Origin of the sequence: Pseudomonas pichavaramensis, assembly GCF_050473265.1 — a bacterium.
Taxonomy (GTDB): Bacteria; Pseudomonadota; Gammaproteobacteria; order Pseudomonadales; family Pseudomonadaceae; genus Aquipseudomonas.
In genome coordinates, this window is the sequence record NZ_JBJKFJ010000005.1 from 209,000 (window position 1) to 233,247 (window position 24,248).

A 24,248-nucleotide genomic window follows, 5' to 3' on the forward strand; every position below is an offset into this window, starting at 1 on the left:
TGGCGTGGCCCTCGGGGTTGCGCCACTACTCTCCAGGCGGCACAGTAGAGCCCATTCAGGCTCAGGATCGCCTCGCTTATGCCCGTAACGACCCGTGTCGCCCTCGTTTCCCTCGCTCTGCTGCTGAGTGCCTGCAGCAGTAACGCTCCCGCTCCCAAGCCTGTTTATATACCGTCCACTGCGCCCTCTGCCTATCAGGGTGGTGCGGAGGATGTACTGTTTCGTGCGCTTGGTCTGGTTGGAACACCCTACCGTTATGGGGGCAATACCCCGGAAGGCGGTTTCGATTGCAGTGGTCTGATCGGCTACGTCTATCGCGACGCCGCTGGTATCAGCCTGCCGCGTTCGACTCGTGAGCTGAGCGCGATGCGCACGCCGGATGTTCGTCGCGATTCGCTGCAAAGTGGTGATCTGGTGTTCTTCGCCACCAACGGCGGGCGCTCGGTCAGTCATGCCGGCATCTATGTGGGCGAGGGGCGTTTCGTGCACGCGCCATCCAGCGGCGGAACCGTGCGCCTGGATAGTCTCGACAATGTCTATTGGCAACGTGTTTACCTCGATGCCAAGCGAGTGATTACGCCTGAGCTCGCGCGCAATCCCTGAGCCAGATAATGGTCGCGCCCATTCGCCTGCCGCCTCAGCCTGAGGTCTGCGAACTCTGCGCTCGCCCCGTGGCGTTGACGCGCCATCATCTGATACCCAAGGCGCTGCATGACAAGGTCTACGTGCAGAAGCGCTTCCCTCGACATGAGCGCATCACCGCCACGCTCTGGGTCTGCCGGGCCTGCCATAACCAGATCCATCGATTGTTCAGCGAGAAGGAGTTGGCGCTCACTTTCAACACTCGCGAGGCGTTGTTGAGTGATGAGCGGCTGCGAACCTTTGTCGAGTGGCTGTCGCGCAAGCCGCCGGGCTTCATGCCCAGGCATTGAGCGGGATCAGCGTTGACGTGCAGGGTGGCCAGCCTCTAATCTGCGCGCCTTGCTTCAGGTGCCCGAATCACTGCAAGCGGTGGTCGAAGGGTGAAACAGGGAAGCCGGTTCCCATTCCGGCGCTGCCCCCGCAACGGTAGGTGAGTCGAACGCCGCTCAAGGCCACTGTGCAATGCACGGGAAGGCGCGGCGCTGAACCTTTTGGTTCACTCACGAGCCCGGAGACCGGCCTGTCGCAGTTTTCACGGCATCGCGGAGGGCGTTGTCCGGCCAACGCTCCGGTTGTTCCGGGGCGTTCGTTTTTTTGTCTTCCGCATGCACGACCAGCTATTGGCGCCTGGATGAGGAGGGCAGAATCGTCTCTTCTCCTGGCTGCCGTTCACGCTGCCGCACGAGCAATGCGCGAGATTGCGGCCGAGGAGCAGAGCATGAGCGAGTCCGTTGACCGCGACGCGCGCCACAAGGCGCGCATGCAGCGCAAGAAAGCCCTGATCGACGAGAAGATCGCCCAGGCCCAGGATGAATACGGCTTGTTGCTGGTGCACAGCGGTAATGGCAAAGGCAAGAGCAGCAGTGCCTTCGGCATGGTTGCCCGGGCTCTTGGCCACGGCATCAAGGTCGGCGTGGTGCAATTCATCAAGGGCGCGGCCAGCACCGGAGAGGAAACCTTTTTCCGCCGTTTCCCCGAGGAAGTCAGCTACCACGTGATGGGCGAGGGCTTTACCTGGGAGACCCAGGATCGTCAGCGCGATATCGCCAAGGCGCAGCAAGCCTGGGACGTGGCCCGGCGCCTGTTGGCCGACGAGTCTGTCGGACTGGTGGTGCTGGATGAACTGAACATCGCCCTCAAACACGGCTATCTGGAACTGGCGACGGTGCTCGCCGATATCGAGGCCCGACCACTGCTGCAGCATGTGGTGGTGACAGGGCGAGGCGCTTTGCCGGAGATGATCGAGGCGGCCGACACGGTCACCGAGATGAACCTGGTCAAGCATGCCTTCAAGGCTGGGGTGAAGGCGCAAAAGGGCATCGAATTCTGATGAGCGCTCGCCAATGTCCGGCGTTATTGATCGCCGCGCCCGCTTCCGGCCAGGGCAAGACCACCGTCACCGCGGCATTGGCACGCCTGCACACGCGTCAGGGACGGCGCGTGCGCGTCTTCAAGTGCGGTCCGGATTTCCTCGACCCGATGATCCATACCCGTGCCAGTGGCGCACCGGTCTATCAGCTCGATCTGGCAATGGTAGGCGAGGCGGAAAGTCGTCGTCTGCTATGGCAGGCAGCCGGCGAGGCCGATCTGATCCTTATCGAAGGCGTGATGGGCCTGTTCGACGGCAAGCCCTCTGCGGCCGACCTGGCGCGCCACTTCGGCGTGCCGGTACTGGCTGTGATCGATGGTGCGGCCATGGCCCAGACCTTCGGCGCCCTGGCTCATGGCCTTGCCACTTTCCAGCCGGACCTGCCTTTCGCCGGCGTGCTTGGCAATCGTGTGGCCAGCACGCGGCATGGCGAGATTCTGCGCGATGCCCTGCCATCGACCATCCGCTGGTTCGGCGCGTTGCCACGCAGTGCGGCGGTAGAACTGCCCAGCCGTCATCTGGGCCTGGTGCAGGCGGCTGAGCTGGCCGATCTCGATGCCCGCCTGGATGCCGCCGCCGATGCCTTGGCCGCCAGCGCCGATGTCGATTTGCCGCCTGCAGTGAGCTTCGCCGCGCCGCCGATCGACGAACCAAAGGCGCTGCTGAGCGGCGTGCGCATCGGCGTGGCACGGGACGCAGCCTTTGCCTTCCTGTACCAGGCCAACCTCGACCTGTTGCAGGCTCTTGGTGCCGAGTTACGCTATTTCTCGCCGCTTGCCGACAGCGCCTTGCCCGAGGTGGACAGTCTCTACCTGCCGGGTGGTTACCCTGAGTTATACCTGTCCGAACTGGAGAGCAACCAGGCCATGGCGGCGGCGATTCGTGCCCATCATCAGGCCGGCAAGCCGCTGCTCGCCGAATGTGGCGGCATGCTCTACCTGCTCGACGAGCTGCGTGACAAGCAGGGCGCCAGTGGTCGTATGCTCGGCCTGCTGGCCGGCAGTGCGGCCCTGCAGCCAAGATTGACTGCCCTGGCATTGCAGCAGGTGGCGCTGCCAGAAGGCGAGCTGCGCGGCCATACGTACCATCATTCCCGGCTGGAAAGTCCGGTCACGCCGCTGGCTGTGGCGCGTTGTCCGAATGGCAAACCGGTGGCCGAAGCGGTGTATCGACTCGGTCGGCTCACCGCCAGCTACATCCACTTCTATCTGCCCTCCAACCCGGAGGCGGCCGCCGCGCTGCTGCACCCATGAGTGAGCATGCCTTCAGTGCGGCCGAGCGGGCGGCGGTATATCGCGCCATTGCCGAGCGCCGTGACATGCGCCACTTTGCCGGCGGTCAGGTCCTGCCTGAGGTGCTGGCGCGTTTGCTGGAGGCTGCACACCACGCGCCCAGTGTCGGCCTGATGCAGCCCTGGCGTTTTCTGCGCATCAGTGATCCGCAACTGCGTCAGCAGGTGCATGAGTTGGTAGAAATGGAGCGAGTGCGTACTGCCGAAGCCTTGGGCGAGCGTTCGGATGAATTCATGCGGCTGAAGGTTGAGGGCATTGTTGACTGTGCCGAGCTGTTGGCCGTGGCGCTGATGGACGGTCGCGAGAAGCACGTCTTCGGACGCCGCACCCTGCCGGAAATGGATATGGCCTCGGTGGCCTGCGCCATTCAGAATCTGTGGCTGGCCGCGCGGGCCGAGGGCCTGGGTCTGGGTTGGGTGTCGTTGTTCGATCCCGCAGCGCTGGCCGAGTTGCTGGGCATGCCTGCCGGCAGCAAACCGGTGGCTTTGCTGTGCCTGGGGCCGGTGCAGGCCTTCTATGACAAACCCATGCTGGTTGAGCAGGGTTGGGCCGAGCCGCGTCCGCTAGCGGAATTGCTGTTCGAGAACCGTTGGGGTGTCACTGAACGATGAGCCTGGCCTTGATCACCTGCGCTGGTGTGGCGCTGGATGCCATTCTCGGCGAGCCGCGCAGGGCGCATCCGCTGGTTGCCTTCGGCCGCTTAGCCAGTCGGCTGGAGCAGCGTTTCAATCCGGCTGGTGGCGGTTGGCGCAGCCACGGTGTCACGGCCTGGTGTCTGGCCGTGCTGCCGTTGACCTTTCTGACCTGGCTGCTGATGCAGGTGAGTTCGGTTGCCTGGGCGGTGGAGATCTTCGCCCTGTATTTCGCTCTGGGGCTGCGCAGTTTGTACGAGCATGCGTTGCCGGTGGCGCAGGCGCTGCGTCTAGGGGATCTGCCGCTTGCGCGTGAGCGCGTGGGCTGGATGGTCAGCCGTAATACCGCCGCGCTGGATGCCACGGGCGTGGCGCGCGCCGGTACCGAGTCGGTGCTGGAAAACGGTTCGGACGCCGTATTCGCAGCCTTGTTCTGGTTCATCGTCGCGGGCGCACCCGGTGTGGTGTTTTATCGCCTGAGCAACACGCTCGATGCCATGTGGGGCTACCGTAACGAGCGTTTCGAACGTTTCGGCTGGGCAGCGGCGAAGATCGATGACGTGCTCAACTACATCCCGGCGCGCCTGGTGGCATTGACCTATGCACTGCTTGGGCACAGCGCTTTGGCGCTGCGCTGCTGGCGCCGGCAGGCGCCGTTGTGGGACAGTCCCAATGCTGGCCCGGTGATGGCGGCAGGCGCCGGCAGCCTGGGGGTCAGTCTGGGCGGTGCGGCGGAGTATCACGGCGAGGTGCATGAACGGCCGCAGCTGGGCGAAGGCCCTGCCCCGCGTGCGCGCGATGTGGAGCGGGCGATGAATCGGGTGGTCGCGGGCACAGCCTTGTGGCTGCTGCTTCTGACACTATGGGAGGTATGGATTGCTTGAGCATGGTGGTCGGTTGCGCGCTGCGGCGCAGCGTTATGGCATTGCCCTGGACGAGTGGCTGGACCTGTCGACCGGCGTCGCGCCTTATGGCTGGGACTTGCCGGCGGTACCCGGTTCCGCGTGGGCGCGCCTGCCTGAAGTGAACGACGGCCTGGAGCAGGCGGCGCGTGATTACTACGGTGCCAGCAGCCTGTTGCCGGTTGCCGGCTCTCAGGCGGCCATTCAGGCTTTGCCGCGCCTGCGCAAGGCCAGCAGCGTTGGCATTCTCGCGCCCACCTATGCCGAGCATGCCGCAGCCTGGCGGCGTGAGGGACATCGCATCTGCAAGCTCAGCGAGGGTTCGGTGCATCGCGCCTTGCCGCAGCTCGATGTGCTGGTGCTGGTTAACCCGAACAATCCGACCGGACGCCTGATCGAGCCTGCGCGTCTGCTCGACTGGCACGACGAGCTGGCCGAACGTGGCGGCTGGCTGGTGGTCGACGAAGCTTTCATGGATTGCACCCCTGAGCACAGCCTGGCTGCCTACAGCGACCTGCCGGGGCTGATCGTACTGCGCTCGTTCGGCAAGTTCTTCGGCCTGGCGGGCCTGCGCCTGGGTTTCGTGCTTGCGGCGCAGGCGTTGCTGGACGAGCTGGAGAATTTGCTGGGCCCCTGGGCCGTCAGTGGCCCGGCGCGCAGCGTGGCCCTGAGTCTGCTGAACGATCCTGATGGCCAGCGTCGTCAGCGTGAGCGTCTGCAGGCCGACGGTGAGCGTCTGGCCGCATTGCTGCGCGATTGCGGCATACCGCCTACCGGCGGCTCGGCGCTGTTTCAGTTCTGCTGCACGCGGCGTGCGGTGCCCTGCGCCGAGCTGCTGGCGCGTCGTGGCATTCTGGTGCGTCTGTTCGCCGAGCTGGACAGCCTGCGTTTCGGTCTGCCGGCGGATGAGTGCGGCTGGCAGCGCCTTGAACAGGGGCTGCTGGAGTGTGCACCGATACTGGCCAGTCTCGAGGAGACGCCCTGATGGCCACGCTGATGGTCCAGGGCACGACCTCCGATGCCGGCAAGAGCACGCTGGTGACTGCGCTGTGCCGCTGGGCTCGGCGCCAGGGCATTGCCGTGGCACCGTTCAAACCGCAGAACATGGCACTCAACTCGGCGGTCACCGCCGATGGCGGCGAGATTGGTCGGGCTCAGGCCGTGCAGGCACAGGCTGCCGGTATGGCGCCGCATACCGACATGAACCCGGTGTTGCTCAAGCCCAATAGCGATATGGGCGCGCAGGTGATCATCCATGGGCGGGCCATTGGCAACATGCAGGCGCTGAGTTATCACGGTTACAAACCGGTGGCCATGGCGGCGGTGCTCGAGTCCCACGCGCGCCTGCTCGAGCGCTACCCTCTGGTGCTGGTCGAGGGCGCCGGCTCGCCCGCGGAAATCAACCTGCGCGCTGGCGACATTGCCAACATGGGCTTTGCCGAAGCGGTGGATTGCCCGGTGATTCTGATCGCCGATATCGACAAGGGCGGTGTATTCGCTCACCTGGTCGGCACCCTGGAGCTGCTCAGCCCGAGCGAGCAGGCGCGGGTCAAGGGCTTCGTGATCAACCGTTTTCGTGGCGACATCGCCTTGCTCAAACCCGGCCTGGATTGGCTCGAGCAGCGCACCGGCAAGCCGGTGCTCGGCGTGCTGCCTTACCTGACGGATTTTCACCTGGAAGCCGAGGATGCCATCGATACCCGTCAGCAGGACAAGGGCGAGCAGGCCTTGCGCGTGGTGGTGCCGGTGCTGCCGCGCATCAGCAACCACACCGATTTCGATCCGTTACGTTTGCACCCGCAGGTGCATTTGACCTTCGTCGGGCCAGGTCAGGCGATACCGCCGGCCGATCTGATCATCCTGCCCGGCTCCAAGAGCGTACGGGGTGATCTTGCGCGTTTGCGCGAGCATGGCTGGGATGCCGCCATCGCCCGTCACCTGCGTTACGGCGGCAAGCTGCTGGGGATCTGCGGTGGTCTGCAGATGCTTGGCCGGGAGATTCATGACCCGCATGGCCTGGAGGGTGCCGCTGGCAGCAGCGAAGGTCTCGCGCTGCTGGATTTCGAGACGGTGCTGGAGCCGGAAAAACAGCTGCGTAACGTACAGGGCAAGCTGTGCCTGGAACAGGCGCAGGTCAGCGGCTACGAGATTCATGCCGGGGTCAGCCGTGGCACCGGTCTCAATGGTGCGGTGCAGCTCGATGACGGGCGCTGCGACGGCGGCCTGAGCGATGATGGCCAGGTGCTGGGCACCTATCTGCATGGCCTGTTCGAGCAGCCGGCAGCCTTTGCCGCCTTGCTGCGTTGGGCCGGGCTGCATGAGGTGCAGACGGTCGATTACCAGGCACTGCGTGAGCGCGATATCGAGCGCCTGGCGGACCAAGTGGAGCTGCACCTGGATACAGGGAAACTAGCTGAGCTCTGTGGTCTGTGATCCGTAGCCCGGATGCAATCCGGGACGATTGTGTGGCATTGAGTAGGAGGCGCGGGGCCGCTGGTCGCGCGTATCCATAGAGGAGTGCAAGTGCTTGAATTGATTCTCGGCGGTGCCCGTTCCGGCAAGAGCCGACTGGCTGAGAAACGCGCCAGTGAGTCGGGGCTGGAGGTGGTCTATATCGCCACCAGTCAACCGCTCGATGGCGAGATGAACGCGCGTGTCGCTCAGCATCGCGCGCGTCGCCCGCAACACTGGAGGCTGGTCGAAGAGCCGCTGGAGCTTGCCCGCGTGCTGCGCGAGCAGGCGGCGCCTGGGCGCTGCCTGCTGGTCGATTGCCTGACGTTGTGGCTGACCAATCTGCTGCTGCTAGATGATGGCGCCCGCCTGGACGCCGAACGTGAGGTGCTGCTCGCCTGCGTGGGCGAGCTGCCCGGGCGCATCCTGTTGGTCAGCAACGAAACCGGACTGGGCGTGGTGCCACTGGGTGAGCTGACCCGCCGCTATGTCGATGAGGCGGGTTGGCTGCATCAGGCGCTGGCCGAACGCAGTCAGCGGGTGGTGTTCACCGTGGCCGGTTTGCCCATGATTCTGAAAGAGGAGGTCGCATGAGTCTGCAATGGTGGCAGGGGCCATGTCAGCCCAGCGATCACGTCGCCCGAGCCAAGGCCGAAGCACGGCAACAGCAGTTGACCAAACCCGCCGGCTCCCTGGGGCGGCTGGAGAACATCGCCATTCATCTGGCGGCGTTGCAGGGGCGTGAGCGACCGAGCCTGGACAAGCTGTGGATCGCCATCTTCGCCGGGGACCACGGTGTGGTGGCCGAGGGCATCTCTGCCTATCCGCAGGCGGTGACCGGGCAGATGCTGGCCAACTTCGTCGGCGGTGGCGCAGCAATCAGCGTGCTGGCGCGTGAACTGGATGCGGCGCTGGAGGTGATCGACCTGGGCACGGCCGGGCCGCTACCGGAGTTGCCTGGTGTGCGTCATCTGCATGTCGGCGCCGGCACGCAGAACTTCGCACACGAGCCGGCGATGACGCTGGCTCAGGCGTTGATCTGCCTGGAAGCAGGGCGCGACAGTATCCAGCGTGCTCGGGCCGTTGCTTGCGACCTGTTCGTTGGTGGCGAGATGGGGATCGGCAACACCACGGCTGCTGCTGCGCTGGCCTGCTGGCTACTGGATTGCCCGGCGAGTGAGCTGGCCGGGCCTGGTACAGGCCTCGACGGTGCGGGTGTGGCGCACAAGGCGCGGGTCATCGATGCAGCCCTGGCGCTGCACGGTGCGCAGATCGATGGGCCGTTGCAGGCGCTGGTGCACCTGGGGGGCTTCGAGATCGCTGCGCTGGTCGGTGCTTATCTGGCCGCTGCCCAGCAGGGCGTGGTGGTGCTGGTCGACGGCTTTATCTGCAGCGTCGCCGCGTTGCTGGCGGTGCGGCTGAATCCGGGATGTCGCGACTGGCTGCTGTTCGGCCATCACGGCGCGGAACCCGGTCATGTGCGAGTGCTGCAGGCCCTGGAAGCAGAGCCGCTGCTGGAACTGGGTTTGCGCCTGGGCGAGGGCAGTGGCGCGGCCTTGGCCGTACCGCTGCTGCGTCTGGCCTGTGCGCTGCACGGACAGATGGCGACCTTCGCCGAGGCCGCCGTCGCGGATAAACCGGCCTGATGTTGTATCTGGAGCTGTTGCGCCATGGCGAGACCAAGCAGGGCGGCGGTCTGCGGGGCAGCCTCGACGATGCCCTGACCGAACAGGGCTGGGCGCAGCTACGTGCGGCCGTGCAGGATGACGGCTCCTGGGATCGCCTGATCACTTCGCCCCTGCAGCGCTGCGCGCGGTTCGCTGAGGAGCTGGCTGCGGCTCGGAATCTGTCCGTGCACTACGAGGCTGATCTGCAGGAGCTGCACTTCGGCGACTGGGAAGGGCGCAGCGCCGCGGATCTGATGCGCACCGATGCTGAAGCGCTTGGGCAGTTCTGGGCTGATCCCTATGCGTTTACTCCGCCCAATGGCGAGCCGCTGCTGCAATTCGAGGCGCGCGTGCTGGACAGTCTGCAGCGCCTGGCACGTGAATATGCCGATCAGCGTCTGCTGTTGGTCACCCATGGCGGTGTGATGCGCCTACTGCTGGCGCGGGCGCGAGGTTTGCCACTAAAGGACCTGCTGCAAGTCAACGTCGGCTATGCCGAGCGTTTCCGACTGTGCCTGGACGCCTCTGGGCATCTGACGGAGCTGCCATGATTCCCTTTCTGATCGCTCTGCAGTTTCTGACCCGTTTACCGGTCAGCTTGCCGGGCATGCCCACGCCCGAGCAGGTGGGGCGCTCGTTGCTCTGGTATCCGCTGGTTGGGCTGCTGCTCGGCCTGTTGCTGTGGGGGACGCAGCAATTGCTGGGGCAGACCGCGGCCGCTTTGCAGGCGGCGATCCTGCTGGCGCTCTGGGTGGGCCTGAGTGGCGGTCTGCACCTGGATGGTCTTGCCGACACTGCCGATGCCTGGGTGGGCGGCTTCGGTGACCGCGAACGTACTCTGGCGATCATGAAGGACCCGCGCAGCGGTCCGATTGCCGTGGTCGTGCTGGTGCTGCTGCTGTTGCTCAAGTTCGCCGCGCTGCTGACCCTGCTGCAGGCGGATCAGGGGATCTACCTGATTCTGCTGCCCTGGTTGGGGCGTAGCCTGTTGCCGCTGCTACTGCTGACCACCCCTTACGTGCGCGCCGGTGGTCTGGGGCAGGCGCTGGTTGATCATGCGCCGCGTCGGCAATTGCCATGGTGGTTGGGCGCGAATGCACTCGGCATGCTGCTGTTTGGCTGGCCAGGCTTGCTTGCTGTGCTGGCGGCGCTGCTGCTGTTCGTCTGGTTGCGTCGTGCTCTGTTGGGGCGCCTGGGCGGCACGACCGGCGATACGGCCGGGGCACTGCTTGAGCTGGCCGAGTGTGGCGCGCTGTTGGTTCTGGCGCTGAGCGCCTGAACGCAACTGTTCTGCCGACACAGCGGCTAACTGTATGAGTGTAACTAGCTGATGCGGGTATATACCTGTATTCATGTTGCCGACCTCTTGTCTCTGTACTCAGCTACGCCGCGCCAGTCGGGGTGTGACTCGCCGCTACGATGATGCACTCGCTGCCGTCGGGCTAGGTGCTGCACAGTTTTCTCTGCTGCGTCATATCCAGCGGCTCGGTCAGCCGAGCATCTCCATATTGGCCGAGGCCATGGGGCTGGACCGCAGCACCCTAGGGCGCAATCTGCGGGTGCTTGAAGACCAGGCGTTATTGCAACTGAGCGAAGGGCGCGACTTGCGCGCGCGCGAGGTTCGGCTCACAGAAGCCGGCCTGCACCGCATCGAACAGGCGCTGCCGCTGTGGGAGCAGGTGCAGCGTGAGCTGAACGCGCAACTGGGCGAGGAGCATCGCGCCGAGTTGATGAAGCTGCTGCAGGCCCTGGCCTGAGGGTTTACCGATTTTTACTGCCTATGCGGCCGCCAACGGTCGCCCGCTGGAGATAACAATGACAACTGCATGGCGTTCTTCCACCTGGCTATTGCTTGGCGCCTCGCTGATCCTGGCCCTGTCGCTCGGTACTCGGCACGGTTTCGGTCTGTTCCTGCCGCCAATGAGTGCCGAGTTCGGTTGGGGGCGCGAAGTGTTTGCCTTTGCCATTGCCCTGCAGAACCTGATCTGGGGGCTTGCGCAGCCGGTCACCGGCGCGTTGGCCGATCGCTTCGGCGCCCGTAAGGCCATCGTCATCGGCGGTTTCCTGTACATGGTCGGGCTGGTCTGCATGGGGCTGTCTGACTCGCCATTGTCGTTGTCGCTCAGTGCTGGGTTGCTGATCGGTATCGGTCTGTCCGGTACGTCGTTTTCGGTGATCCTCGGTGTAGTGGGGCGTGCGGTACCGGTGGAGAAGCGCAGCATGGCCATGGGGATTGCGGCAGCGGCCGGTTCTTTCGGCCAGTTCGCCATGTTGCCCGGTTCGCTCGGCTTGATCGCCTGGCTGGGTTGGTCGGCCGCGTTGCTGGCACTGGGGCTGCTGGTCGCGTTGATGATTCCGTTGGCCGTCATGATCAAGGAAACCCCGCCATCGACCGGCAGTGGCCCTGAGCAAACCCTGGGCGAAGCGCTGCGTGAAGCCACCAGCCATTCCGGTTTCTGGCTGCTGGCGCTGGGCTTCTTCGTCTGTGGTTTTCAGGTGGTATTCGTCGCTGTACACCTGCCGGCCTATCTGGTGGACCACGGCTTGCCGGCACTGACCGGGACCACGGTGCTGGCGCTGGTCGGTCTGTTCAATATCTTCGGCACCTACATCGCCGGCTGGCTCGGTGGGCGTATGGCCAAGCCACGCCTGCTCAGTGCGCTGTACCTGCTGCGTGGGGTGGTGATCACGCTGTTTCTGCTGGCGCCGCTGACGCAGTGGAGTGCTTACCTGTTCGGCATCGCCATGGGCCTGCTGTGGCTGTCCACGGTGCCGCTGACCAATGGCACCGTGGCTACGCTGTTCGGGGTGCGTAACCTGTCGATGTTGGGTGGTATCGTCTTCCTTTTCCATCAGCTTGGCTCCTTCCTTGGCGGCTGGCTGGGTGGTTACCTGTATGACCATACCGGCAGCTACGATCTGGTCTGGCAGATTTCCATCGGCTTGAGTCTGATGGCCGCTGCACTGAACTGGCCGGTGCGCGAGGTGCCCGTGGCTCGTTTGCAAGGGGCGCCGGCGTGAGCCGCAGGGCCGCTCTCTATGCCGCTGTGGCAGTGGGCCTGGGCGGGCTCCTGGCCCTTGCCTGGTGGGGCTGGCGCCAGGGTGGCCTGGCCTTGCTGCAGCTGGGTGTCGGCATCTGCTAGTTGCCTGAGGCCTGGCCTGCGAGTAGCGTGATCAGATCGCGTCATCGATTGAGGTCACTGCCATGCCGTTTCGTCGTATTGCCTTTTGTCTGCTGCTTTCAAGCCTGACGCTACCGGTATGGGCAGCGGATTGTCCGCCGTTGCTGCAGGGCGAGTTGCCCAAGCTGCGTGCCAAGGGGGAGAGTGTCGAACTCTGTCAGTTCGCCGGCAAGCCGCTAGTAGTGGTCAATACCGCCAGTTTTTGCGGTTTCACTCCGCAGTTCAAAGGGCTGGAGGCGCTATACCAGCGTTATCGGGATCAGGGGCTCGAGGTCTTGGGTGTGCCGTCCGATGATTTCCGCCAGGAGTCCGATGACAGCGCGGAAACCGCCACTGTCTGCTACGTCAATTACGGCGTGACCTTCACCATGACCGAGCCGCAGCCAGTCAGGGGCGATGATGCCATTGCCTTGTTCAAGGGACTGGCCGAGCAGAGCAATGCACCGCGCTGGAATTTCTTCAAATACGTGGTCGACCGCCAGGGCAAGGTGGTGGCGAGTTTTTCCAGTCTGACCAAACCGGATGACCCGGAGCTGATCAAGGCGGTGGAGCAGGCTATCGCCAGCAGACCTTAGTCTAAGGCCAGTCAGTTAAGGCCCAATGCGTCGAACGTGTAGGAGCGGCGCCCCGCCGCGAACCGCGTACGGCGCTGACTTGAAGCGCTTCGCCCTGGGGTGGAACTCCTACGTAAAGCAACGTGGAGAGCCTTATCTGATCAGCGCTTAGCCTCTGAAGCAACAAGGCCCGCAGATGCGGGCCTTGTTGCTTTGCTGCGGATCAGAACCTGTAGGTCAGCGATGCCCCGAGTCCATGAGCGCTGTTCTTGTAGTTGGCGTTGTAGCTACCGCGGCTGGCGCTACTGCGGTTGACGTCTACCGACTCTTCCTGCAGGTAGGAATAGGCGACGTCGACGGTCATGTCTTCGTTCGGGCTCCAGCCGGCGCCCAGGCTGAAGATGGTGCGGTCGCCGGAGGGGATGCGTGGCGAGCGATCGGTGTTGTTGATCGGCGACTGATCCACGGCGATACCGGTGCGCAGCGTCCACTGCTGGTTGACCTTGTAGGCCAGGCCGACGGAGTGGGCCCAGGTGTCGTGCCAGTTCTGCTCCTCGACGATGGTGTTGAGGTTGGCCGGCAGGGTGCTGGCGTCGTTCTCCACGCGGATTTCCTTGAAGCGGCTCCAGCGGGTCCAGGTACTACCGGCGTAGAGCGTCCAGGCGTCGTTCAGCTCGTGAGTAATGGACATGTCCACCGATTCGGGGGTGGTCAGGTCGAGCTTGGCGTCGTATTTGCCAGCAATACCGGTCAGGGCCGGGGCATCGACCTTGGTGTCGCCTTCCAGCTTGTATTTGACTCGTGAGTGGTAGGTGACACCTACCCGGGTGCGCGGGCTGAACTCATAAAGCACCCCCGCATTGAAGCCCACGGCGGTGTCGTCGCCTTCGACCTTGACCTTGCCGTCACCCAGCGGGGTGAACAGTGATGACGTCAACTCGCCTTCGATATGGTTGAAGGTCGGGCCGAAGCCGACCGACAGCTGGTCGTTGAAACGGTAGCTGATCGTAGGTTGTACGGTGATCACGCGTACGTAGCTCTTGTCTGCGTGATAGCGGCCCTGGAAGCTGCGCTCATAGTCGGTCATCAGGCCGAAGGGCACATAGATGCCGAGGCCGAAGGCGACCTTGTCGTCCAGTGGTTTTACGTAGTAACCCATGGGCACGCCGGTGTCCGGCACCATGTCGCCGTCGTTGCTACCACCCAGAGCGGTACCTGCTGGAGTGCTGCCGCTGGTATGGCGAATGTCGCTCTTGGCGTGAATCACTGCAGCACCGACGTTAATCTCGTCACGTTTCAGGCGGGCCATACCGGCCGGGTTGCCGAATACGGTGCTGGCATCGTCGGCAGACGAAGATCGCCCGGCGAAGGAGGTTCCCATGCCGGAAATGCTTTGTTCGTTGAGGGCGAAGCCACTGGCGAAGCCTTGGCTGGAGGCGGCTGCGATGGCGACGGCAAGACCTGTCTTGAGAAGACGTTTGCTCACGGGGAAGCTCCTATGGTGAGGCGAGGGGGCGCACGCTACAGCTTTTGCTGACTCGTGCCAAGGCGCTTAAGTTCCCGAAATAGAGCGTATTGTCGGATAAGTATCTGAATTCTGCGCAGATATATATGAATTGTGTTTATGACCAATCGGTCAGGCTACCTGGCTGACCTGTTGGATGTGACGGTGCCAGGCATCGAGAAAATCTGCCGGTCGCCCATAGGGCTGGAACACCTTGCACCAGATCCGTCCCAGGGCCGTTACATCATCTGCTGCCGGCAGCTCCAGCTGTTCGGCCTCAATCAGAAGCCAGGCGATGGCTGTGGCGTAACGCAGATTGACCGTCAATTCCAGGTGCGGCGCTTCGAGGAAGGCATGCTGGCTGGCCAGCCCGCGGACCCGGCTGGCCAGCTCCGGGTCGCGTGCCAGGTGTTGGTCCCAGAGCGCCAGATGGCGCTGTTCGCTGATTCGGTACAAGCCATGGCCATGTGGCGTGTCCAGTGCACTGCCAAGGGCCGACTGGCAGGCTGCGGCTCCCAGAAGCAGTGCTTCGGCGGTGGCCGTGTGACGCTGCAGATAGAGAAGGGTAGGGCGTATTACATGCTGGCTGAGATCGCAGGCGGCTATTCCCATGGCGTCCTCGCGAAAGGTGCCGGTGGGGCCGGGCGCGTGGCAGCTGTTCTAGTGGCTCTTCGATAAAGGCCCCACCGGGAGCGGGGTTAGCCGCTCATTTTCAAGTCTAGTGCGATATTTCAGCCGTAAAGGGCTGTTTTTAAATTGATTCCGGATTTGAGTTATTGGGCATATTTCCTTTGGTGCTTAAGATCTCCGATCAGTCGCCGGTGGCTACCGGATGGGCCGGATCGGTGATCCATTCGCTCCAGGAGCCGGCATACAGCGCGGCCAGCGGGTAACCGGCAAGGTTCATGGCGAACAGGTTGTGGCAGGCGGTGACGCCCGAGCCGCAGTAGGCCACCAGTTGCTCCAGCGGGCGCTCGCCACGTAGCCGGTCGAAGCGCTCGCGCAGGGCATCGGTGCTAAGGAAGCGGCCGTCTGGCCCCAGGTTGTCGGTGAAGGCCGCGCACTGCGCCCCGGGAATGTGTCCGGCAACCGGGTCGAGTGGTTCGACTTCGCCACGAAAGCGCGGCAGCGCCCGTGCATCGAGCAGGGTCAGGTCCTTGTCGTCCAGGCGCGCAGTCAACTGCTCGGCGCTCAGCAGCAGGCTGCTGTCAGGTTGGGCGGAGAAATCTCCGGGGCTATTGCTCGGTGCCGCCGTGCTCAGCTCGAGGCCGGCCTCGCGCCAGGCCTTGAGGCCGCCGTCGAGCAGATAGAGGTTGTCGCGTTTGCCGAGCCAGAGCAGCAACCACCAGGCGCGTGCGGCGAAAGCCCCGGGGCCGTCGTCATACAGCACGACCTGACTGTCGCTACGCAGACCACAGATGCGCAGGCGCTCGACCAGAGCGCTGGGGTCCGGCAACGGGTGGCGGCCGGTCACACCCTTGACCACCGGCGCAGAAAGGTCCTGCTCCAGATCGACGAAATGAGCATTGGGGATGTGCCCATCGAGATAGCTGCGGCGCCCGTATCCCGGATCTTCGAGGGCGAAACGGCAGTCCAGGATCAGCAGGTTTTCCTGGCCCAGGCGTTGCTGAAGCTGTTGCGCGTTGATCAGTTGAGCGAATGACATGGTGCCTCCTGTGTCGTTGACGCGTTTGTCGGCATCATACCGCCTGGCCGATCTGGCGCGTGCTGTTCGCTCTCCCGCGAAAAAGAAGCTAGTCATGCTCAGTCTGCAGCCTGTGGCGCAGGGGGCGAGCAGTATCGGGCTCTGGGCGATGATCTTGTGACGGACACCGGTACCGCATGCAATCACTGTTGCAGGGTATTTCTTCGCCTACTTGCGGAACGCTTGATCAAAAATAGTGCGTCATTTTGTGTGATTTTGGTGCGTGAAATGGCGCTTGAAGGCCGTTTTAACGAGGGGTTGAGTACCGGTTTATATAGATTTGCACCTTGAAGTTTCATCATGGCGACATTTTGATCTGTTTTGGTGCTTTGTCGCCTGATAGAGTGCCGGCCACTTTACTGCGTGGCGTCGAGGTGCCGCATGTCGTTGTCCGTCGATTCTTTCCTGGCGCGCCTGAAGCAGCGCGACCCTGATCAACCAGAATTCCATCAGGCGGTAGAGGAGGTGGTGCGCAGCTTGTGGCCGTTCCTCGAAGCCAGCCCGCGTTATCGCGATGCGGGCATTCTCGAACGTATGGTCGAGCCGGAGCGGGCGATTCTGTTCCGCGTGCCCTGGGTCGATGATCGTGGTCAGGTGCAGGTCAATCGCGGCTACCGCATTCAGATGAGCAGCGCCATCGGCCCGTACAAGGGCGGTCTGCGCTTTCACCCTTCGGTGAACCTTGGCGTGCTCAAGTTTTTGGCCTTCGAGCAGGTATTCAAGAACTCCCTGACCTCGTTGCCCATGGGCGGTGGCAAGGGCGGTGCGGATTTCGATCCCAAAGGCCGCAGCGAAGGCGAAGTGATGCGTTTCTGCCAGTCGTTCATGAACGAGCTGTACCGTCATATTGGCGCTGATCTGGATGTACCGGCCGGTGACATCGGGGTCGGTGCTCGTGAGGTCGGCTATCTGTTCGGCCAGTACAAGCGTCTTTCCAATCAGTTCACTTCGGTGTTGACGGGCAAAGGCCTGAGCTACGGCGGCAGCCTGATTCGTCCGGAGGCTACCGGTTACGGCTGCGTGTACTTCGCTCAGGAGATGCTCAAGCGCATCGATCAGGGTTTCGAAGACAAACGGGTGGCCATCTCCGGCTCCGGCAACGTCGCCCAGTACGCGGCGCAGAAAGTCATGGATCTGGGTGGCCGTGTCATCTCGCTGTCCGATTCCGAGGGGACGCTGTACGCCGAGGGCGGCTTGAGCAGCGAACAGTGGCACTACCTGATGGACCTGAAGAACGTGCGTCGCGGTCGCCTGCGCGAGATGGCCGAGCACTATGGCCTGCAGTTCCTCGCCGGGCAGCGCCCGTGGAGCCTGCCGTGCGATATCGCACTACCTTGCGCGACGCAGAACGAGCTGGATGACAAGGACGCGCGCGCGTTGCTGAACAATGGCTGTATCTGCGTCGCCGAGGGCGCCAACATGCCCTCGACCTTGCAAGCCGTGGATCTGTTCGTCGAGGCCGGTATCTGTTACGCGCCAGGCAAGGCCTCCAACGCTGGCGGCGTTGCCACCAGTGGCCTGGAGATGAGCCAGAACGCCATGCGTTTGCACTGGAGTGCCGGTGAGGTGGACGAGCGCCTGCATGGCATCATGCAGAACATCCATCACGCATGCGTGCACCATGGCGAGGAGAACGGCCGGATCAACTACGTCAAGGGCGCCAATATCGCCGGCTTCGTCAAGGTGGCCGATGCCATGCTGGCGCAGGGCGTGGTCTGAAGACTCGCCGCTGAAGATGAAAAAAAGCCCCGGTTCTCCGGTAATGCTGTTCATTTAAGGTTACAGACGTTGGCTCCCCTCTCCCATTTATGGGAGAGGGGCTGGGGGAGAGGGCTGAAAATGCCGCAAAACTGCCAGTTTCCCCTCGCCGAACGCGGCCCGCCCAACCCTCTCCCCAAAGGGGCGAGGGGACTAATTGCGTCCGACCACTTCTTATGTGAACAGCATTACGGCTCTCCTGGGCTTTTTCGTCAGTGCAGTTCGAGCCTGCCGATGCGGTCGTTGTCCAGGCTGCCGAAGTACAGGTAGTCGCCCACCGGCTTGACCGAGGTGATCATGCGCAGGTGGGTGCCGCTGGTGTCGTGCAGGCTGCGCACGATCTCTCCCTGTTCGTTGAGGGCGATGGCGAAGCCATAGGGAATCGCCTTGGGCCACAGCGCGCGTGGCAGTTTGGCCAGTTGCGCCTTGAGCCAGGGGTGGCGATGGAGGAAGTCGGCATCGGCCTTGCGTGGTGTCGGCAGGGCGACCCAGAAGGTGCCCTTGCGGTCGCCTTGCAGGTTATCCGGCAGGCCAGGCAGGTTATCGATGAATACGTCGTGTTGGCCGGCCTTGTCGCCCTTGAGCCAATAGCGAGTGATGCGATAGCGATAGGTTTCGTTGACCAGCACGAAATCCTCGTTCGCCGACAGCGCCACGCCGTTGGCGAAGTACAGCCCATCGAGTAATACACGGGTCTCGCCGCTGCTTGGCTCATAGCTGAGCAGGCGCCCATGCGGGCGTGCTTCGAGCAGATCGAGCAGATAATCCGGCTGCTGGAAGCGCGACGAGGCATCACTGAAGTAAATGGTGCCGTCGCTGGCGATGTCCAGGTCGTCGGTGAAGGCGAACGGCAGGCCGTCGGCCTCGGTGGTCAGCACTTCGATCTTGCCCTGCGGGTCGATGCGCAGCAGGCCTTTGTAAGCGTCAGCGACGATCAGGTTGCCGCTGGCATCGAAATCCATGCCCAGCGGGCGCCCGCCAGTGTCGACGAAGGTTTCCACGCTGTCATCAGCGAGTACGCGGACGATACGACCATCATGCAGGCCCGCGTATACCCGGCCTTCGCTATCCACGGCGGTGTCTTCCGGGCCGTGAACCTGGCCGCGGGCGAGCAGCTCGGCTTTCATCAGGGTGTCGTTGGGCTCCAGTACACCGGTCATGGGCGGTGCCTTGGGGGCTTCCCAGGGCAGGGGATCGATCGGGCTGGATGTGAGCGCCAGGTAACCGGCCGCTGCGGCCAGCAGCACGACGAGCAGGGCAAGCAGTTTTTTCAGCATTATTGTTTTCCGTATCGAAGGTCGGTGCGCGGCACAGAGTACACAGATCGAGCGTGCGGCGGCAGCTCGCTGCCCGTCGAGTGGCCTGGGCATATATACTGCGCGCCATTGTTAATGGGAGAGCCGCGTGGCTAACGACATTCACTGGATTCTCGACGACGCCAGCCTGGCCGAGCATTGCGCTGTATGGCAGACATTGCCCTTCGTCGCGCTGGATACCGAGTTCATGCGCGTCGATACCTTCTACCCCATCGCCGGCCTGTTGCAGGTCAGCGGTGGCGAAGGTGCTTATCTGATCGATCCACTGCGCATCAATGACTGGCAGCCATTCGCCGCGTTGCTCGAAGCACCGAGTGTGGTCAAGGTGCTGCATTCGTGCAGCGAAGACCTGGAAGTGTTCCTGCGTCTGACCGGCAGCCTGCCGACGCCGTTGTTCGATACGCAACTGGCCGCCGGCTATCTCAACCTCGGCTTTTCCATGGGCTATTCGCGCCTGGTGCTGGCGCTGCTCGACATCGAGTTGCCCAAGGGCGAAACCCGCTCCGACTGGTTGCAGCGGCCTCTGTCCGAACTGCAGGTGCGCTACGCCGCCGAGGACGTATTGCATCTCGTCGAGGTGTACCGGGCATTGAAGGCCCGCCTGGCGCCGCAGAAGATCGAGTGGATACTCGAGGATGGCGCGGAGCTGGTCGGCAATCTGAGCCGCGAAGTCGCTCCGGAAGAGGCCTGGCGCGATGCCAAGCTGGCCTGGAAACTCTCGCGTCAACAGCAGGCAGTGCTACGTGCCTTGTGTGCCTGGCGCGAGCGTGAGGCGCGGGCGCGCAACCTGCCACGCAATCGCGTGTTGCGCGAGCATTCGCTGTGGCCGATGGCCCGTACGCAGCCGGACAACCTGGTCACCTTGGCGCGTATCGAAGAGATGCATCCGAAGACCGTGCGTCAGGACGGCGAAACCCTGCTGCAGCTGATTCGCGACGCCGCCGCATTGCCGCCCGAGCAATGGCCCGAGCCGCTGCCCGAGCCGCTGCCGATAGAGGCCTCGGCCCTGCTGAAGAAACTACGTGCTGTCGGTCAGCGCGAAGGCGAGCGCCTGGACATCGTGCCGGAGCTGATGCTGCGCAAGAAAACCCTGGAAGCCCTGCTGAAAACGGGCTTCCCCAAAGGGCCTTACCAATTGCCCGATTCTCTGCGCGGCTGGCGCCGGGAATTGATGGGCCAGGAGCTGCTTGACTGCCTGGCCACTGAAGGAGAGTCCGCGTGAAACGCATCTGCTCGATTTACAAAAGCCCACGCAAGAACGAGATGTACCTCTACGTGCTCAAGGCCGAGGCGCTGACTCGCGTACCCGAAGGCCTGCTCGCCGTGTTCGGTGCACCTGCGCATGCCTTTGATCTGGTGCTCAGCCCCGAGCGCCAGTTGGCCCGCGAAGACATCACCCAGGTACTGGAGAATCTCGACAAGCAGGGCTATCACCTGCAGATGCCGCCTCCCGAGGAAGAGTACATTCAGCACCTGCCTGACGAATTGTTGCGCCGTAACGACCCGGTCTGAGCCATGCGCCTGCTGATCGCCGAAGAGGATCACGTGCTGTATGCCGAGCAGATCCGCAGTGCTCGGCCCGATCTGCAACTGGTTGCCAGTGCCGATGCCACCCAGCTGCGCTCGGCAGCGCCGCAGTGCGACCTGTGGCTGGGGCAGCCGGATCTGCTCGCGCCACTGCTGCGCGAGGGCTTGCGTCCGCAGTGGTTGCAGTCGACCTGGGCCGGTATCACGCCGTTGCTGGCGGCGGACCTGCCGCGTGATTACCGTCTCAGCCGTGCAGTCGGCATCTTCGGCCAGGTGATGGCCGAATACGTGCTCGGGCATCTCCTGGCGCATGAGCGACGCCTGTTCGCCCGCCTGGCAGCGCAGGTCGAGCAGCGTTGGGATAACAGCCTGCCGCGCAGCCTGCGCGGACGCCGGGTACTGGTGGTCGGTTGTGGTGACATCGGTCAGTCGGTGGCCGACTTTCTAGCGCCTTTCGGCGTTGAACTGCGCGGCGTAGCCAGCCAGATACGCGAGCAGGCACCTTTTCGAGAAGTGGCCGCGATGGAGGCTTTGCCGCGGTTGGTTGCGTGGGCCGATTACGTGATCAATCTGTTGCCGGATACGGCGGCGACCCGCGATATCTACGATGCGCGGTTGTTCACCAGTTTCCGCCCACAGACGCTGTTGCTCAATGCCGGGCGCGGTGTGGCGGTGGTCGATGCCGACTTGGTGGCGGCCCTGCAACAGCAGCAACTGGCCGGTGCGGTGATCGATGTGTGCCGCGAAGAGCCTCTGCCAGCAGGCCATCCGTTCTGGACCGCGCCGCGGCTGATGCTGACCGGCCACAGCTCGGCCCCGACCGATCCTTCGCTGATGAGCGAGCTGTTCCTCGACAACCTGGCGCGCTGGCAGGCCGGTGAAGCGTTACGCGGTGACGTGGATTTTGCGCGCGGCTATTGAAGTGCCGTTCGCCTTGCGCGGCTTGGCCGCAACCGGTGCACAAGCTAGACTGCCGCGCTTTTCTCCGCCGAGTCCATACTGCAGTCATGGCCGCTAAAGTCGAACCCTTCTGGAAACGCAAGACCCTCGTCCAGCTCGATCAACAAGAGTGGGAGTCGCTGTGCGACGGTTGCGGCCTGTGCTGCCTGCAGAAGCTCGAAGACGAGGACGATGGCGCCGTCTACTACACGCGCATCGCCTGCAAATTGCTGGATCTGCAGACCTGTCGCTGCAGTGACTACGCCAACCGGGTCAAGCACGTGCCCGACTGCATCCAGCTCACGCCGGCGCAAGCCGACCAGTTCCAGTGGCTGCCGCCGACCTGCGCCTACCGTCTGGTCAGCGAGGGCAAGGATCTGCCGCTCTGGCACCACCTGGTCTGCGGTGATCCGGAGGCGGTGCACATCGAGCGTATCTCCCAGGCCGGGCGCATGCTGAGTGAGAACAGCGTGGCCGAGGATGACTGGGAAGAGCACCTGATCTTCCGCGCGGGTTGATTGCCTCGCCACTTCGTGGCAAATCTGTGTTCCGTCCATGGAATTGCCCGTTGGCGCTGCGGTCATATGCCGCCACGTTCCGCATCAGGAGTCTTGCTCGATGTCCCTTCGCTTGCCGTTGTTATCGTCTCTGCTGCTTCTGACTCTGCCGGGCCTTGCCGCTGCGCAGAAGGTCGATCTGGATTACCGCGTGCGCTTTTTGCCGGACAGCGACCAGGCCGAGGTCAGCATCACCCTGGAGAAGGGCGAGCGCGTGCGCAGCCTGGATTTCAACCTGGGTGACGAGGGCCGCTACAGCGACTTCAAGGCTGACGGTCAGTGGTCGCAGGAGGCCGAGGGGCGTGGGAAATGGCAGCCGGGCAAAGGTAAAAGCGTACTCAGCTACCGGGTGCAGATCGACCATCAGCGCAAGGAAGGGCGCTACGACGCGAGGATGACCAAGGACTGGGTACTGCTGCGTGGTGATGACCTGGTGCCAGCGGCCAAGCTCGATCAGCAGGACAAGACCGATCTGGTGGCGCGTCTGCAATTCGACCTGCCCAAGGGTTGGAAAAGCGTGGAGACCGGCTGGCCACGTATCGGCAAGAATCGTTTTCGCATCGACAACCCGCAGCGCAAGTTCGACCGCCCGACCGGCTGGATGCTCGCCGGCAAGCTGGGCACTCGCCGCACTCGCCTGGGCGATACCGAGGTCGCCATCTCCGCGCCGGTGGGCGAGGGCATGCGCCGTATGGACATCATGACCTTCCTGACCTTCGTCTGGCCGCAGTTGCAGCAGGTGTTCCCGCGCGATCCCGACAAGCTGTTGATTGTCGGGGCCGGCAATCCGATGTGGCGCGGCGGTCTGTCGGCGGCCAACTCCTACTACATGCACGCTGACCGCCCATTGGTCAGCGAGAACGGCACCAGCTCCCTGGTGCACGAGCTGGTGCATGTGTTCGGCCGCATCTATGGCCGCGAACGCAGTGACTGGATCGCCGAAGGCCTGGCCGAGTACTACGCCATCGAGCTGGTGCGCCGCGCCGGTGGCATCAGCGAGGATCGCTATCAGAAAATCCGTGAACAACTGATCGACTGGAGCAAGCCGGTCAACAGCCTGCGTACCGACCACTCCACCGGTCCGGTGACCGCGCGTGCGGTGTTGCTGCTGCAGGAGCTGGATCGCGAGATCCGCCAGAAGACCAAGGAAAAGGGCAATCTGTCGCTGGATGACGTGACTCGTGGGCTGATGCGCCTGGACCGGGTCAGCACCAAGGATTTTATCGACATCACCGAAAATGTCATCGGCGGCCCGTCGAAGACCCTGGATACGCGGCTGTTGCGCTAACCGGCGGCGGCTTCTAAGGGGCGTGTGTCGATTCTGTAGGCGCGGATTTATCTGCGGTCAGGGCGTCCTGCTCGACCGCGTCGCGAACAAATGCGCGCCTACAGGGTGCGCTCGTCAGCCCTGATCGTCCGTGCGGCCGAGCAGGGCGGCCAAGCCTGCCAAACCCTTGTGCGTGACCTTGCTGCCGGAGCCGGCGCTGGCCGCTTCTTCCTTCTGATAGTGCAGGTCGACCTGGCGCTGGTGCTCGTTGTCGTGGCAGTACAGGCATAGCAGCTCCCAGTTGGAGCCGTCTTCCGGGTTGTTGTCGTGGTTGTGGTCGCGGTGATGCACGGTCAATTCGCTCAGGCGCTTGCCGCTGAACTCACGGCCACAACGGCCACAGAAGTGCGGGTACATGCGCAGAGCCTTTTCCCGGTAGCTGGTTTCACGGCGCTGCTGGGCTTCGGCGAGAATCTTGTCGAGCTTGCTGGTGGTCATGGGTCGTTTCACTGGAACGTTCATAGGCAGGTGTTGCCAGAATAGAACGAAAGCCAGTCAAGCAGGAGAGCCAGTATGCGTATTCATATTCTCGTCGCCAGCCTGCTGCTATCCAGCGTCGCCACCCTGAGCTGGGCGCAGCAGCCGGTTCGCATGCCCTCCGCGCCAGAGCCCGGCTCCCCGGGTACGGCCACGCCGCAGCCTTACGGCCAGCCCTCGACGTCAGTCCCGATCAAGCGCCAGGGATCGGCGCCCCTGCTACCTCCGCCACAAGGGCAACCCCTTCCCGGGGCAACACCCCGATCCAACGGCGATCAGCCGATTCCACGATTGGATGAGCAGATACGCCGCAATAGTCAGGAGTTGGACGGTCAGCGCAAGCAAGACTGATCGTTGGTTTTTGGAGCGGCGTAATCCGGGGGAGTCTTCCACCGCTTACGGGGCGCCGAGGTTTTGTGGGAGGCGCTTTAGCGGCGAGGTGTTCTG

General features: G+C 63.5%; 27 protein-coding genes and 1 riboswitch. Of the genes, 22 read left to right on the forward strand and 5 right to left on the reverse strand.

The window, feature by feature from the left end:
- Positions 1-78 precede the first annotated feature (78 nt).
- From ACJRW5_RS10525 to ACJRW5_RS10600, 16 genes are all read left to right on the forward strand, one after another.
- Positions 79-603, forward strand: coding sequence for a C40 family peptidase (locus ACJRW5_RS10525; RefSeq protein WP_484570457.1), 525 nt, complete (start codon positions 79-81; stop codon positions 601-603).
- Positions 604-611: 8 nt separating this feature from the next.
- Entirely contained in the window at positions 612-932 is a 321-nt protein-coding gene (locus ACJRW5_RS10530; RefSeq protein ID WP_484570458.1) for a hypothetical protein, read from the forward strand.
- 39 nt (positions 933-971) lie between these two features.
- Positions 972-1,180: riboswitch (cobalamin riboswitch) on the forward strand.
- A 180-nt stretch (positions 1,181-1,360) separates the two neighbouring features.
- A complete protein-coding gene (cobO, locus tag ACJRW5_RS10535; protein WP_484570459.1) occupies positions 1,361-1,972 on the forward strand; it encodes a cob(I)yrinic acid a,c-diamide adenosyltransferase in 612 nt (203 codons plus the stop codon).
- A complete protein-coding gene (locus tag ACJRW5_RS10540; RefSeq protein WP_484570460.1) occupies positions 1,972-3,264 on the forward strand; it encodes a cobyrinic acid a,c-diamide synthase CobB in 1,293 nt (430 codons plus the stop codon). The genes cobO and ACJRW5_RS10540 overlap by 1 nt, the downstream gene beginning before the upstream one ends.
- The gene (gene bluB / locus ACJRW5_RS10545) at positions 3,261-3,914 is read left to right on the forward strand and encodes a 5,6-dimethylbenzimidazole synthase (RefSeq protein ID WP_484570461.1); all 654 of its coding nucleotides are present in this window, start codon (positions 3,261-3,263) and stop codon (positions 3,912-3,914) included. Before ACJRW5_RS10540 ends, bluB begins: the two co-directional genes overlap by 4 nt.
- Positions 3,911-4,819 carry an adenosylcobinamide-phosphate synthase CbiB gene (gene cbiB, locus ACJRW5_RS10550; RefSeq protein WP_484570462.1) on the forward strand — a complete coding sequence of 303 codons (909 nt, stop codon included), beginning with the start codon at positions 3,911-3,913 and terminating at the stop codon, positions 4,817-4,819. Before bluB ends, cbiB begins: the two co-directional genes overlap by 4 nt.
- On the forward strand, positions 4,812-5,822 hold the full coding sequence (gene cobD / locus ACJRW5_RS10555) for a threonine-phosphate decarboxylase CobD (protein WP_484570463.1): 1,011 nt from the start codon (positions 4,812-4,814) through the stop codon (positions 5,820-5,822). Before cbiB ends, cobD begins: the two co-directional genes overlap by 8 nt.
- Positions 5,822-7,270 carry a cobyric acid synthase gene (locus ACJRW5_RS10560; protein ID WP_484570464.1) on the forward strand — a complete coding sequence of 483 codons (1,449 nt, stop codon included), beginning with the start codon at positions 5,822-5,824 and terminating at the stop codon, positions 7,268-7,270. The genes cobD and ACJRW5_RS10560 overlap by 1 nt, the downstream gene beginning before the upstream one ends.
- A gap of 90 nt (positions 7,271-7,360) precedes the next feature.
- Positions 7,361-7,882 carry a bifunctional adenosylcobinamide kinase/adenosylcobinamide-phosphate guanylyltransferase gene (cobU, locus tag ACJRW5_RS10565; RefSeq protein WP_484570465.1) on the forward strand — a complete coding sequence of 174 codons (522 nt, stop codon included), beginning with the start codon at positions 7,361-7,363 and terminating at the stop codon, positions 7,880-7,882.
- Positions 7,879-8,934, forward strand: coding sequence for a nicotinate-nucleotide--dimethylbenzimidazole phosphoribosyltransferase (cobT, locus tag ACJRW5_RS10570; protein WP_484570466.1), 1,056 nt, complete (start codon positions 7,879-7,881; stop codon positions 8,932-8,934). The genes cobU and cobT overlap by 4 nt, the downstream gene beginning before the upstream one ends.
- Positions 8,934-9,506 carry an alpha-ribazole phosphatase family protein gene (gene cobC / locus ACJRW5_RS10575; RefSeq protein WP_484570467.1) on the forward strand — a complete coding sequence of 191 codons (573 nt, stop codon included), beginning with the start codon at positions 8,934-8,936 and terminating at the stop codon, positions 9,504-9,506. The genes cobT and cobC overlap by 1 nt, the downstream gene beginning before the upstream one ends.
- Positions 9,503-10,234, forward strand: a complete 732-nt coding sequence (locus ACJRW5_RS10580; protein ID WP_484570468.1) for an adenosylcobinamide-GDP ribazoletransferase — start codon at positions 9,503-9,505, stop codon at positions 10,232-10,234. The genes cobC and ACJRW5_RS10580 overlap by 4 nt, the downstream gene beginning before the upstream one ends.
- A gap of 73 nt (positions 10,235-10,307) precedes the next feature.
- Complete coding sequence (locus tag ACJRW5_RS10585; protein WP_484570469.1) at positions 10,308-10,712, forward strand: MarR family winged helix-turn-helix transcriptional regulator; 405 nt, start codon at positions 10,308-10,310, stop codon at positions 10,710-10,712.
- Between the two features lie 58 nt (positions 10,713-10,770).
- Positions 10,771-11,976, forward strand: a complete 1,206-nt coding sequence (locus ACJRW5_RS10590; protein WP_484570470.1) for an MFS transporter — start codon at positions 10,771-10,773, stop codon at positions 11,974-11,976.
- Complete coding sequence (locus tag ACJRW5_RS10595; RefSeq protein WP_484570471.1) at positions 11,973-12,098, forward strand: hypothetical protein; 126 nt, start codon at positions 11,973-11,975, stop codon at positions 12,096-12,098. Before ACJRW5_RS10590 ends, ACJRW5_RS10595 begins: the two co-directional genes overlap by 4 nt.
- A 62-nt stretch (positions 12,099-12,160) precedes the next feature.
- A complete protein-coding gene (locus ACJRW5_RS10600) occupies positions 12,161-12,712 on the forward strand; it encodes a glutathione peroxidase (protein ID WP_484570472.1) in 552 nt (183 codons plus the stop codon).
- 202 nt (positions 12,713-12,914) lie between these two features.
- Here ACJRW5_RS10600 and ACJRW5_RS10605 read toward each other — a convergent pair whose 3' ends face one another.
- The 3 genes from ACJRW5_RS10605 to ACJRW5_RS10615 all read right to left on the reverse strand — a co-directional run bounded on the left by ACJRW5_RS10605 (position 12,915) and on the right by ACJRW5_RS10615 (position 15,861).
- Complete coding sequence (locus ACJRW5_RS10605) at positions 12,915-14,177, reverse strand: OmpP1/FadL family transporter (RefSeq protein WP_484570473.1); 1,263 nt, start codon at positions 14,175-14,177, stop codon at positions 12,915-12,917.
- Between the two features lie 150 nt (positions 14,178-14,327).
- Positions 14,328-14,807: a hypothetical protein gene (locus tag ACJRW5_RS10610; RefSeq protein WP_484570474.1), complete on the reverse strand. Its 480-nt coding sequence runs from the start codon at positions 14,805-14,807 to the stop codon at positions 14,328-14,330.
- Between the two features lie 199 nt (positions 14,808-15,006).
- Entirely contained in the window at positions 15,007-15,861 is an 855-nt protein-coding gene (locus tag ACJRW5_RS10615) for a sulfurtransferase (RefSeq protein ID WP_484570475.1), read from the reverse strand.
- A 420-nt stretch (positions 15,862-16,281) separates the two neighbouring features.
- Here ACJRW5_RS10615 and gdhA point away from each other — a divergent pair, with 420 nt between their 5' ends.
- Positions 16,282-17,619: an NADP-specific glutamate dehydrogenase gene (gdhA, locus tag ACJRW5_RS10620; RefSeq protein WP_484570476.1), complete on the forward strand. Its 1,338-nt coding sequence runs from the start codon at positions 16,282-16,284 to the stop codon at positions 17,617-17,619.
- Positions 17,620-17,870: 251 nt separating this feature from the next.
- Here the strand turns inward: gdhA and ACJRW5_RS10625 are convergent, their stop codons facing one another.
- Entirely contained in the window at positions 17,871-18,935 is a 1,065-nt protein-coding gene (locus ACJRW5_RS10625; RefSeq protein ID WP_484570477.1) for an SMP-30/gluconolactonase/LRE family protein, read from the reverse strand.
- 127 nt (positions 18,936-19,062) lie between these two features.
- Between ACJRW5_RS10625 and rnd the strand changes: the two genes are divergently transcribed.
- The 5 genes from rnd to ACJRW5_RS10650 all read left to right on the forward strand — a co-directional run bounded on the left by rnd (position 19,063) and on the right by ACJRW5_RS10650 (position 23,285).
- On the forward strand, positions 19,063-20,196 hold the full coding sequence (gene rnd / locus ACJRW5_RS10630) for a ribonuclease D (protein WP_484570478.1): 1,134 nt from the start codon (positions 19,063-19,065) through the stop codon (positions 20,194-20,196).
- On the forward strand, positions 20,193-20,486 hold the full coding sequence (locus ACJRW5_RS10635; RefSeq protein WP_484570479.1) for a YcgL domain-containing protein: 294 nt from the start codon (positions 20,193-20,195) through the stop codon (positions 20,484-20,486). The genes rnd and ACJRW5_RS10635 overlap by 4 nt, the downstream gene beginning before the upstream one ends.
- A gap of 3 nt (positions 20,487-20,489) precedes the next feature.
- Positions 20,490-21,422: a D-2-hydroxyacid dehydrogenase gene (locus tag ACJRW5_RS10640; RefSeq protein ID WP_484570480.1), complete on the forward strand. Its 933-nt coding sequence runs from the start codon at positions 20,490-20,492 to the stop codon at positions 21,420-21,422.
- A gap of 86 nt (positions 21,423-21,508) precedes the next feature.
- Positions 21,509-21,958, forward strand: coding sequence for a YcgN family cysteine cluster protein (locus tag ACJRW5_RS10645; RefSeq protein WP_484570481.1), 450 nt, complete (start codon positions 21,509-21,511; stop codon positions 21,956-21,958).
- A gap of 100 nt (positions 21,959-22,058) precedes the next feature.
- On the forward strand, positions 22,059-23,285 hold the full coding sequence (locus ACJRW5_RS10650; protein ID WP_484570482.1) for a hypothetical protein: 1,227 nt from the start codon (positions 22,059-22,061) through the stop codon (positions 23,283-23,285).
- A gap of 114 nt (positions 23,286-23,399) precedes the next feature.
- On the opposite strand, the gene ACJRW5_RS10655 is transcribed toward ACJRW5_RS10650, so the two are convergent.
- Positions 23,400-23,762, reverse strand: a complete 363-nt coding sequence (locus tag ACJRW5_RS10655) for a YajD family HNH nuclease (protein ID WP_484570483.1) — start codon at positions 23,760-23,762, stop codon at positions 23,400-23,402.
- Positions 23,763-24,248 lie beyond the last annotated feature (486 nt).